The organism is Methylomonas sp. DH-1 (assembly GCF_046097555.1).
Classification (GTDB): Bacteria; Pseudomonadota; Gammaproteobacteria; order Methylococcales; family Methylomonadaceae; genus Methylomonas; species Methylomonas koyamae.
On the sequence record NZ_CP143090.1, the window covers coordinates 262,156 to 274,155 of the forward strand.

Here is a 12,000-nt window from a genome sequence, read left to right on the forward strand (position 1 = left end):
GATGAACATGCCAAGGAATTCGGGTGCTTCCGTGCGCCTGTTTGTTTCACATCTGTTGCTAATCTGCCTGGTGGGCTTTGCTGTTTCGGTCGGGGCGGCTCCTAGCGACACCGGGCCAGCGAAATGGGTATTGCCTGCCGTGGCGCAGGCCGTCGCCGAGTCGCACTCACGGGGCCAAACCCCAACATCTCCGGCCGGCTGGGTCAACCAGACTGCGGAACCAGTGTCTCCCGAAGCGGCTCAGGCCGTTATCGAGCAACGCGAACAAACCTTGGCTCAACAACGCGACCAGCAAGCTGCGAAGCAAAGCCGGCAAGCGGCTACTACCGCAGCCAAAGCCTCGGCAACCCTGGCTGCAACGGAAATCCTGACCGCCGCCGCGTTGGTGCCCGCTGCCACCGAGTTTAGCCAACTGGCGGCTGCGTTGGAAAACGATCCCCGCCGCATTTACCAGTTCGTCCGCAATTACTTTACTTACGTCCCCTATTACGGTGCCTTGAAAGGCCCGTATCTAACCTTGAAAGAACGTAGCGGCAACGACTTCGATCAGGCCGCCGTGCTGGTGGAATTGCTGCGGGCAGCGGGTTACACCGCGAATTACCAATACGGCAGCATGAGCATTCCCCTTTCAGCAGCCAATAATAATGACATGGCGCACTGGCTGGGGACCGATGCTGATGCCAGCCGTATCGGCAATATCATTGGCTCGGGCGGTATTCCCGCGACTATCGTTAATGGTACCAGCCTGACTGTGGATCGGGTTTGGGTCGTCGCCAACATCAACAGCGCCAACGTGGCGCTGGACCCCGCTTTTAAACCCAGCAACAAACAGACCGGCATCAATCTGGCTACCGCGATGGGTTACGACAAAACTGCTTTGTTGAGTGCGGCCGGCGGCTTTCTGGGTACCGATTCGATCCAAAGCCTGAATACCGCCAACCTGAATGCCGAACTGAACGACTTGACGACTCAGCTGGTTAGTCAACTCAAACAAAATTACCCCAACGCCTTTGTTCGCGACATCATCGGCGGCTTGAACATCGTTCCCGACCAAAGCAGCAGTTTGCCGGCTGGCTTGCCGTTCGCCGGTACACCGACGCAAACCGCCTGGGCCGAAATTCCCGCCGGTTACATTCATACCGTACGTCTGCAACACGGCGCGATCGACACTACGTTGAATATTCCACAAATTGCCGGCAAAAAACTCAGCATCAGTTATGTCGGAGACAGTACGCCTATCGATCCGCCGCCGGCTGGAGCTGTGGATTTCGGCACCGTTAGTCCCGGCCAGGATGGTCCGACCTTTACCTGGAATCCCGGCAACCCCAACAGTGTCGTGATCCAGGTCACCAGCACGATCAGCGGAACGAATGCCAGCGCGTTTCAATTCGTGTCCGGCAGCGGCACCCAGAACATCCCCGCCAATAACGGCAGCGTTCCGGTAAAAGTCAAATTCACCGGCATCGGCCAGACGGCCGGGCGTAAAAACGCTACCTTGACCCTCACGTTCAGCTACCAGGGCAGCACCATCGGCACCCAAACCGTGGCCTTGACCGGCGCGGTGCAAAGCACGCCGGTGGCCCAACTCTATCTGGACGATACCCTGTTGCTATCGGAAGGCACTCCCTCCGGTAATTTGACAAGCCTCACCTTAAGCATAGACCATCCCTACAGCGCCTCGGTCAGCAATCCCTGCTTTACCGGCGCCAAATACGGCGACCAATGCGCTACCTTCACGCTCAAGCGCACCGGCTCCTACGTACTGGCCTCGGCCTTTGGCGGCGACCATGACAGCAGCCTATTGAGCGAACGCCAACGCTATCTGGACCAACTGACCGGGCAAGGCGCGGCCAACACCTCCCGCGAAGTGGTCAGCGAAACCTTGAACATCTTCGGCCAAAGTTGGATGCAACAAACTCAACTGGCCGACGATCTGCTGAACACCTTGAGCGATAACCGCGCCATCCGCCATCACCGCTTCGGTATCGTCGGTCAGGAAGACGGTTATTTCGTCGATGTCAGAGCCCAGTTCGTGTCCACGCTACCGCAGAGCGCGACTGCCGGCGAAGGCACCTTCCAGAGTTCGGGCTTGATCGCCAGTGCCATGGAACACGCGGTCCTGGAGCAACTGCAAGGCGCCAGCCAGCCGGCGATGTCCACCGTCAAAGTTTTCCACCTCAACAATCAAAGCGGCCAAAAGTTCTTTTCGGCTAACAGCGGCAATTTTGCCAGTGTCTGGGGACAGTTAAGCGGTTACTCGTCCAACAATCCAGGTAATGACGACTACACGCAATTACTGGCGCGGATCAACGCCGGCGCCACGCTGATCTTGCCGCAAAACGGCCAAGTCACTCTCAACAGCTGGCACGGCAATGGTTACATAGACTACCGGGTCAACGGCAACCAACGCAGCCAAGGCATGATCATCGGCGGCGGCCTGAACGGCGGCTATGGCTCTTTCCTGGGCTCGGTGAATACGCCTGTGGCGCAAAGCTATTACACGCCGCTACAACTGCCCGCCGGCAACGTCGCCACCCCCAAGGGCGCCGACCCGGTCGATCTGGGCAGCGGCGCCTACCTAAATCAGGCCGTCGATCTCAGCCTGGGCGGCAACGGCCCGCGCGGCTTAAGCTTCGCTCGCAGCTACAACAGCCAGCAGGTCAATCAGGATTCGGCCGGGCTGGGTAAGGGTTGGAATCACGGCTACAACATTCGCTTGAACCAGCACAGCGACGTCAAAACCGCCCTCGGCCTACGCAGCCCGCAGGACGCCGCCGCGTTGATCGTGGCGGCATATGTCAGCCGCGACCTGATGTCTCCGACCCAGCCTTCCCTGAAGGAATGGACCGTCGGCGCGCTGGTGGCGCAATGGGCCACCGACCAGTTGCAGGACAAAGCCGTCAGCGTCCAACTGGGTGACCGGGCCTTGAGCTACCGGCAATTGCCCGACGGCAGCTTCGTCGCCCCGCCAGGTGTTACCACCCAACTGATCAAAAACGCCAACGGCACCTACAAACTGAGCGAACGCTTCGGCACGGTGTTGGCCTTCGACGCCAACCGCCGCATCCAAAGCCTGACCGACATCGACGGCAATGCCTTAAGCTTTACCTACACCGGCGACCTGCTGACCCAGGTCAAGGATGCCTACAACCGCACCCTGACCCTGAGCTACACCGCCGGCAAACTCACTCAGGTGGCCGACAACCAGGGCCGGGCCGTGACCTACAGCTACACCGGCAACGACCTAACCCAATTCCGCGACCCGGAGAACAAACTCTGGCAATACGGCTACGACGCCCAGCATCAAATCCTGACCGTCACCGATCCGGTCAACCAAGTGATCGTCAGCAACGTCTACGACGATCACCACCGCGTGACCCAGCAAACCGCCCCCCGCGAAACCGGCAACGCCTTGTACACACTGCACTACACCGGCCTGTCGTCCGCCGAACAAGACCCGGCCGGCCACCGCACGACTTACTATTACGACGACCAAAGCGGCCGCACCGTGGCGGTGGAAAACGCCCTGGGCCAGATCGCCAAAACCCAATACGACGGCCAGGGCCACGTCATCCAAACCACCGATGCTTTGGGCCACGCGACCCAAATCAGCTACGACGCCAACCACAACCCCACGCAAAGCCTCAACGCGCTGAATCAGGCCACCAGCTTCGGCTACGACGCTCAACTGCGCTTGACCCAAGTCAGCGACGCGCTGAACCACGCCAGCCAAATCGACTACGACGCCGAACATCACCCCATCGCCGCCCGTAATGCCTTGAACCAACAGACGGCCACCGCTTACACCGTCGCCGGTCTGGTCCAAAGCAAAACCGACGCCCGCAACACCACCACCCAATACACCTACGATGCCAACGGCCATCCGGCCGCTGCCAAGACCGGCACCCATCCCGCCGTCGCCAGCCAATACGACGGCATCGGCCGCCTGACCAGCCTGACCGACCAGGCCGGCGCCGTGACCCAGTTCCAATACGACAAGCGCGGCCTGCTGCTGACCCGCACCGATCCCCTCGGCAAGATCAACAGCTCGACCTACGACAACGCCGGCCGCCCCGTCAGCCACACCGACCGCAACGGCGATGTCGTCACCAGCAATTACACCGCCAGCGGCAAGCTCAACCAGATCGTCTACCCCGGTAACAGCACGGTCAACTTCGACTACAACAACCTCGACCGGCTGACCACGATGACCGACCCGACCGGCACCACCAGCAACAGTTACGATGCCGCAGGCCGGCTGACCGGCACCACCGACCCGAACGGCTTCCAAGTCAGCTACCAATACGACGCCGCCGGTAACCTGACCCAGTTGACCTATCCCGGCAACAAGACGGTCGGCTACGGCTACGACGCACTGAACCGGCTCAACAGCGTCACCATCAACTGGCTGAATAAAACCGAAACCTACAGCTACGACGCGGCCGGCCGGCTGACCCAAGCCGCCCGCTTCAATGCCAGCCAAACCCAATACGGCTACGACAACGCCGATAGGCTGACCAGTCTGAGCCACAAGACCAGCGGCAACGCCACCCTAGCCAGCTACGCCTACACCCTGGACGCCAACGGCAACCGCACCCAGGCCGTGGTCAACGAAGCCAAGTTACCCGAACAACTGATCAACAACAGCCAAAGTTACACGTACAACACCACCAAAAACCGACTGACCCAGCAAAACAGCACCGCGCTGACTTACGATCAAGAAGGCCAGCTCAAGACCCAGGGCACCACCAACTACGCCTACGACTACGCCCACCGCCTGATCAGCCAGGGCAACCAAAGCTACGTCTACGACGGCATCGGCAATCGCATCAAAGCCACCAGAAACGGACAAGTCACTAAGTACATTTACGACGCCGCCGGCAACCTGCTGGCCGAAGCCAACAACAGCAACGTCATCAGCAAATACTACATCTACGGTAAAGGCCTGACCGCGATGGTCGACGCCGCCACCGGCCAACTTTACGTCTACCACTTCGACGGCACCGGGCATACGGTAGCGCTCACCAATGCCAGCCAGCAAACCGTCAATACCTATGCCTATGATCCGTATGGCAAACTGATGGCGCAAACCGAAACCATCGCTCAGCCGTTTAAATATGCCGGGCAGGTGGGTATTCAGGCCGAGGGGAACAACCTTTACTACATGCGGGCACGGTATTACGATGCCAACCTTGGGCGGTTTATCAGCGAAGACCCGATTGGGCACAACGGCGGACTCAACCTGTATGCCTATGTCGGGGGAAATCCGATTATGTTGGTTGATCCCACCGGATTGGGCGCAGAGAGTTTTAATCTTCCAAGCCTTCCTCAAAGTATCGTAGATTTTTCTGCGGGTTTTGGCGATGTGCTGTCTTTTGGAGGTACCTATTTTGTGCGAGAGATGATGAACACTAATAGTGCCGTTGATTTGTCTTCTGGTGCTTATATGGCAGGTGCCGTCTCTGGAGTTGCTATCCATGCAATAGGATTCCGTACTGGAGGCGAGTTGAGCATAGGGAGAGATTTCCGTCTAGCACCATGGGGCAATCGAACGGGAAATCAATACGGCGAGTTACCTCACTATCATAGGAGAGGGGTTGACCAAACGGGGCAAACTATACCAGGTCAAGGCATTGGTCGACACCGGCCCTGGGAATCCAAAAGTCCTGATTCTAGCGTATGGGATAGATTCTAATGAAACTACCCATAATTGTATGCGAGGGAATGGACATCAACATGTTTTCAACGTTAGAAGACGCTTGCTCATACCTTGAGCCGACTGATGTGCAAAAAGGAACATATTCTGCCTATGATTCAGATGGTTACTTATTAACATTGTCCGTTATTGAAAAGCAAAGATCGTATTTTGGCTTTTTGAACTTTAAGAATCTTGCAGTCAATATTGAAAATACTATGGAAAGAAACAAATCAGGAGAGCTTATTGATAAGCTTGTGGCGTTTTTAACAGTTGTTGGAGAAAAAGAAGTAAAAAATACTGATAATCTGCCGGACTTAATAGAGCTTACAAAGGCCGCTTTATCGAAATAACGCGATAAGGTGCGCTGATAGGATGCTGCAGTCAGGCGCATCGGTCGTAGGAAAATCAGACATTAGCGCGCACTGGGGAATGGTTGGTGCAACGGTAAATTTAAATGAAAAAAATGAATTTAGCGGCGGATCACTTGATATTGGACTTGGTTATAACATAGGTGGTGCCGGGTCGATTGGTGGAAGTTGGAGCTTAGGTGGCGGTTTATCTGCGTCGAATTCGGTGAGAAAATGAAAATTACCATTAAGCATCTTTTGGAAGTTATTCTCGGGGAGGAGGATTTACAGTTTTTTTTGAATAAAGAAATTAAAATGGGTACCTCGATTTTTTCAGAGTCTGGTTATAGAGTAGATATAAATATCACAGTTATAAAAGTTAATTTTATCAAAAAGTTAACGACATTTTTTGGTTGGCCGCCACTCTACTATTTTAAAGGAGCTATACGGAAAGCTGGCAAAGAAACAGTAGTCACAGGCCGAATTATTATGGCATGGTATCCAAAATACTTTTTCTTAATTTGGTTTTGTTTGGTATTTATAAGTCTGATTATCTTTGCGGTGAATGCGGTCTATTTATTGATTACATTCCCGTCTTCATCAGAGCTGACAAATTCACTTTTAAATGTCGGTATCACGCTAGGAGGCACAGCTTTACTCCTTGCATTTGGAGTTATAATTTTAAAATTAATTAAGTTAATTTCTCGAAGCCAGAAAGATGATCTGAAGAAATTTTGCAAATCTCTATTCAACTCGCAAGCACTGGAGGCGAGTCCGCGTAGCTCCGATTAGCGAAGCTTAATCGGAGGCGTGTTATTAACAAGTCCGACGGCAGCGCGGTAGATGCGGTGGAAGGAACCGCATCAATCGTGAATCAGGGCAAACCACGATTTTACCAACGTACATAGAGAACATATTGCCTCAACTATCAAAAACCAAGCCGGCAGTTGATAATAGTCCTAAACGACTTCACTCAAATGGGTACCGTGAATGGCTACAATTCATGCTATTCGTAGGCTGCTACGTATTGCTTGACTACAGCTACTTCAAGATTCCGGTCGATCTGCTTGCCAATGTCATCTACTACCATGGCGTGGTGGCAATTTGCGCCGATCTGGTCAATTGGCTAGCTCCGTTGGAGCATGTACTGGCCAAGCAAAATCATTTGCTTTCGGCCAAGGCCGATCTAGAAATCGTGCGCGGCTGCGACGGTGCCGGGGTGTTGTTTTTGGTGGTGTCCGCCGTACTGGTTTTTCCGTCCGGATTAAAGCGGAAACTGCTCGGTTTATTGCTGGGCATCGGTTTGATTTATAGCCTCAATCTACTGCGTATCTTTGCGTTGTATTTTGTCATTGCTTACCAACCCGGCTGGTTTCAGCTGATTCATACCTATGTGGCACCGACATTGATGGTGGTGTTGGGGTGTTTCTATTTTGCCTGGTGGGCGTTTGGCTCGACGAATCAAAGTCATGAGCCGGCGTGAGCTGTTTGTTCTGACCCGGAGAGGCTTGCTGGCCTGGCTAGTATTGTCCGGCTTGGTTTTGTATTTTGGAGAATGGCTGGCAAAAGGGCTGTTCCCGCTGTTAAAGGCGGTCATGATCTCGATGGCTCCGAACTTATCCCCTGGCTTAAAGATGGTGAAATCGGCGCAATCCCAACTGGATTATTCGATTGAATTGTCGGCCTGGGTGTTGCGGCCTGTTTATTTGAACGCCAGCCATTTCATTCCGCCCAGCAATGTGTTGAAGTCATCCGCTCATTTGCTGCATAGCTTCGTACCGCTGGTGATCGAAGGTTCGATTCTGCTGGTGTGGCCGGTGCAACACTGGCGGCAACGATTAGTGTTGATCGGATTGGGTTTGTTGACAGCGGTTTTGGTCGTCATGGCGACTTTACCGGCACAGCTATTAGGCAAATTGGAAATATCGTTTCAAGACATTGCCGAATCGGGCATCAACCCCCGCCAGGTACCCTGGTTCGTGGATTGGATGGTGTTTTGCGAAATGGGCGGCCGCTGGTTACTGGCGATTGCAGCCGCTTGGCTGTGTATTACGTTACAACGAGCCATTCTTCGAGCTTGATCAACGAACGTCCGCTTTCTATGAAATTGACCTTGCTTGATCGGATTCACAGAAAAATTTGACTGGCCGGTTTGGGTCGTAAAGAGCCGGCCAGACCTTCTGTTTCATCGCCCGAAAGCGGTCGCTTCCACAATACAACACCCACTAAGCAATGCCTTAATCACCTGACATTCCCAATATGGCTTTGTACCGCGAGTCTTTATCGGAATGTACATAAATCGAGGTAGTAGCGATGTTTTTGTGGCCGAGATTGTCCCGCACGATTTCCAGCGGAACCCCTTTGTAAACGGCGTGGCTACCATGCGTATGGCGTAGCCAATGGGTACTGGCTCGGCGGATTTTGTCCGCCGCGACAGGGTCGGTTGGACCGATATCGTCCGCGGCGGCTTCAAAAAAGGCCTTGAGCTTTTGGTACAGCGCCGATTCGCTGAGGAAAACGGCGCTTTGCGCGTCGTCAGGCGCATCCCTTAAGCGATTGCGTAATTTGCCGACAATCGGGGTGTTCGGCGCAGCATAACCAATTGGTTTGAGTTGCCGGTCTCGCAAATGAGCATTGATTTCGTCAATCAGCTGCGGAGCAATCGGGACCTGGCGATGCACCTTACCTTTACCGACGACGTTTAACCACCATTGGTCGCCGTCGTAACCGGTGAGGCGTTCCAGATCGCCAATTCTCGCTTTGGTCAATTCGTGAAGACGTAAACCGGTCAAGTAAGCGAAGCGCAGAATGAACAAGGTTCGCCGGTGATCGGCCCGCTTATTGTCCGGGGTAGCGGAGTTGTTGGCTTGCCGTTCGGCAAAGCCAATCAAATAGTCCCAGAGTGGGGGAGACAGTAATCGATCGGTGCCCTGGCGCCGCCCGTAGCCGCGCTTGCTTAAGCCGGCGAAGGGGTTGCTGTCCAAATAGCGCTGGCCTACCAGCCAGTCGCAGCAGGCACTCAGAATGATTTCGGCTTGGCGAGCACTACTAGGTTTCAGCGGACCTTTGAACGGTTTCCATTGCGGTGACCAACGTTGTCCAGAGGGACCGATCCAACGCTCGGCCGGCTGCGGGTCTTCGAGGAAACGGCGAAATTCGGCGCAATCCGGCGTGGTCAGCGACGATATCGCCTTGCCGCGCTCAAAGATCGCCCACAACAAAAACCGCTCTATTTCCTTCCGGTAGGTGCGATGGGTCGGGGTTCCAGCGTCGTATAAGGACAACCAGGCCAAAATCGCCTCGAAATCGTTGCCGGCGTCCAATAGACACCTAGCGACCGGAGCGCGGTTTGAGCCGGATTGCCCGCTCAGATGCTCGGGTGGCCGGAATCGTTCGATGGGGGCGATATCGGACGAACCCACTGTTACCGGGGGGCGTGCCGGGGGTTTTCTAGCCAAATCCAGACTGAGGCCCAATACCTCCGCATAATCGGCAAAAAAAGCCTGAATCTCGGTGGCGGATGTTTGGCCCAAGCGCGGGATTTGCGACCACCAGCGCTGGCCATGTCGGTTGATGAAATCCGCCAACTGGCTCAGGCTGTGAATGTTTTCGGTTTGCGCTAAGCGCGCCGCGGCCGCGGCTGGCAGCCAACGGCTACAGGCTTCATTCGGTTGTGGCAATGGCGCCGGTTTGCTTTTCAGGCGATCCAAAGACTTCAAGGCTTTGTCAATCCACTCGGCACTGCCGGTGCACGGCTGTTGCCAAATGGCTGCATCGGCCGTCAAATTCAACAGCTCGGCTTTGTGCGCTAGGGTGCGGGACAGGGCCATGACGGTGCGACGGGTCTCAGCGGTACCGGCGTCATCCAAGTACGCCTCACCGAGCACTGGCCAGGATAAGCCTTGTATCCATCCCCGTAGTAATCCGAGTTCGTTGGGGGTCATCCGGCCGCCTTATCGGGGGTATTCTGGGCCGGCCGGCGTTGCTTTCTGACCAATTCGTGCAATCGGCGGCATTTGTCCTTCTCGGCCTGAAGCTCCACTTCCCGAGCAGCTAATTGCGCGCGTAAGGTGGCCAGATCGGCTTCCCACTTGAGTTGGTGTTCATGTCGATCGCTGAGTTGTTGCATCAATTGGGTAATCCGCGCCTGAGCCGTGGCCAGTTCGAGTCTAAAATCCTCCAGCTCGCGTCCCAGTGCGGTAATGGTCCGTGCATGTTCCTGACGCGCAGCGTTCTTTTCTTCCTCAATGCGAGCCAAATGCCAATCGTGTTGCTGATCGAAGCGATGCGACCAGGCTGATTCCTGTGCCTGCAGTGCCGCTTTGGATGTCGATAAACTGCCTTCCGCTCTGGACAACGCTTCTCGGGTGCTCGCCAATTCGGCGTTGGTGTGGCTGAGCGATTGGCGTGCCTCTGCCAGCGCAGTCGCCAATTCGGCATTCGTGTGCCGAAGTTCCTCGTTGTGTTGGCTCAGTTGCGATCGCTCGGTGTCCCATTGGGTTTGTTGGTCTACTAGCTGCTGTTGCAATTGGACAATCAGCGCTTGGTCGTTACGGGCGTTTTCTTCGAGTTGTTGTCGCTGTTCGTCAAACTGTTTACTGGCTTCTTTCAGGGCCAGTTGCCAGAGCGAAACGGCTGTATCCAACATTACGGCCGGCATATCCGGCCTCTCGAAGGTTTCTTTGTGCTTGTTGGCGAAATGCAGTGTCCAGTCTTTGATGGCTCGGCTGATCACGGTCGGACTATTCACACCGATTCGATCCCGAATAGCGTCGATGGTCGGAAAGCGGCCGTCTTCCCTTAACACGGTATCGCAGCATTCGTAAGCGAGGGCATAGGTATCGGTTCTATTAGACATGGATGAAATCATAATTCACAGATGATTCATCTTCGCACGAAATTCACGGCATGCAACAGGGACCGGCACGCCAATCTAACCTTTTCGTTGGTCCGTTTCAGATGGAGGGGTGGCAATATGCAGAAGCTGACCCGCTGGCAAAGTGCATTTCAGAGGCATTTAGCCAGCGGGTTTGAATTTTCAAATACGCTAGCATGGCAGCCTTTCAATTTAGTAAAGGAAGGTGAGCCATGGCCGAAACCCAATCCGGATCCGGAACAGACCTCTATAGTCGCCCCAGCTTTACGCAGTCGCTGGTGCTCAACAGCGAATATAGCAAACGCGTCCATCAACGCTACTTCAAATCCGTCGTGTCCGCGCTGTACATGATCGACACGATTTTATACATCATCGGCGAAAAGGACCATATCGATCAGGTACAAGAGGCGGTGTCCGGGTTGATCGATGCGTGTACTCAAGATCTGCTGAGAGAAATCGAGCGGCTGGAGAAATTGAGAGACGATAACGGTGTTTCCGGAACGCCCAAATACAGTAATCCCGGTCGGTACGATATCGAAATTGTCTCGCCTCAGGTGTCGCAGTTCGTCTCGTTGATGCTGAAAATGGACGACGCCATGAAATTGGTCGACACCCTTTGGCTAAGCAACATCATCCCGAACGACAAGCGCGCGGACACCGAGCGTCAATGGCAACTGCGGATTCAGAAACTGGCCCGCCGGATCATTAGCCTCCGCGGTAGTGCTTACCGAGAAGCACGTGCCCGCGGCAAGACGACCGAAGTCGAAACCGCTACACAAGCCTTGATTGACAAAGGTGTCGACCTCGATACCGACGATGGGAAAGATCTAGCGGATATCGAGACAGATGGCGAGGAAGAGACCGAGGCTGTGGCACCGAAATCCACGCGGCGGTACGGCTAACTTTTAAGCTTTCGTGGCAGGGATGCCGTGCAGGTGAATTTCAGATGCATTTAGCCAGCGGGTTTGAATTCCGGTTTTTGATATAACGGTTCGCGCTAACGTTCAAGGAAGTAGCTGGCTTCCCTAAATAATCAGCATATCTAACGACTCCCGGCGACGGGCAGTCAATTTAAACCC

The 12,000-nt window shown here is 54.6% G+C and carries 9 protein-coding genes; 7 read left to right on the plus strand and 2 right to left on the minus strand.

Annotated features, from left to right (window positions below):
• Position 1 precedes the first annotated feature (1 nt).
• From VXJ35_RS23800 to VXJ35_RS23825, 6 genes are all read left to right on the plus strand, one after another.
• On the plus strand, positions 2–5,695 hold the full coding sequence (locus tag VXJ35_RS23800) for an RHS repeat-associated core domain-containing protein (protein WP_082881143.1): 5,694 nt from the start codon (positions 2–4) through the stop codon (positions 5,693–5,695).
• Positions 5,695–6,048, plus strand: coding sequence for a hypothetical protein (locus VXJ35_RS23805; RefSeq protein WP_064023827.1), 354 nt, complete (start codon positions 5,695–5,697; stop codon positions 6,046–6,048). Before VXJ35_RS23800 ends, VXJ35_RS23805 begins: the two co-directional genes overlap by 1 nt.
• A 22-nt stretch (positions 6,049–6,070) precedes the next feature.
• Positions 6,071–6,283 (plus strand): hypothetical protein, encoded by a 213-nt coding sequence (locus VXJ35_RS23810; protein ID WP_157198361.1) that lies wholly within the window; start codon positions 6,071–6,073, stop codon positions 6,281–6,283.
• Positions 6,280–6,837: a hypothetical protein gene (locus tag VXJ35_RS23815; RefSeq protein WP_157198362.1), complete on the plus strand. Its 558-nt coding sequence runs from the start codon at positions 6,280–6,282 to the stop codon at positions 6,835–6,837. The genes VXJ35_RS23810 and VXJ35_RS23815 overlap by 4 nt, the downstream gene beginning before the upstream one ends.
• 124 nt (positions 6,838–6,961) lie before the next feature.
• Complete coding sequence (xrtM, locus tag VXJ35_RS23820; RefSeq protein WP_231914931.1) at positions 6,962–7,528, plus strand: exosortase family protein XrtM; 567 nt, start codon at positions 6,962–6,964, stop codon at positions 7,526–7,528.
• Positions 7,515–8,126: a hypothetical protein gene (locus VXJ35_RS23825; protein ID WP_064023830.1), complete on the plus strand. Its 612-nt coding sequence runs from the start codon at positions 7,515–7,517 to the stop codon at positions 8,124–8,126. Before xrtM ends, VXJ35_RS23825 begins: the two co-directional genes overlap by 14 nt.
• 156 nt (positions 8,127–8,282) lie before the next feature.
• Here the strand turns inward: VXJ35_RS23825 and VXJ35_RS23830 are convergent, their stop codons facing one another.
• Complete coding sequence (locus tag VXJ35_RS23830) at positions 8,283–9,914, minus strand: phage integrase family protein (RefSeq protein WP_197496109.1); 1,632 nt, start codon at positions 9,912–9,914, stop codon at positions 8,283–8,285.
• 71 nt (positions 9,915–9,985) lie between these two features.
• Positions 9,986–10,903: a DNA-binding protein gene (locus VXJ35_RS23835; RefSeq protein ID WP_064023832.1), complete on the minus strand. Its 918-nt coding sequence runs from the start codon at positions 10,901–10,903 to the stop codon at positions 9,986–9,988.
• Positions 10,904–11,133: 230 nt separating this feature from the next.
• Between VXJ35_RS23835 and VXJ35_RS23840 the strand changes: the two genes are divergently transcribed.
• Positions 11,134–11,823, plus strand: a complete 690-nt coding sequence (locus VXJ35_RS23840) for a hypothetical protein (protein WP_064023833.1) — start codon at positions 11,134–11,136, stop codon at positions 11,821–11,823.
• Positions 11,824–12,000: the final 177 nt, after the last annotated feature.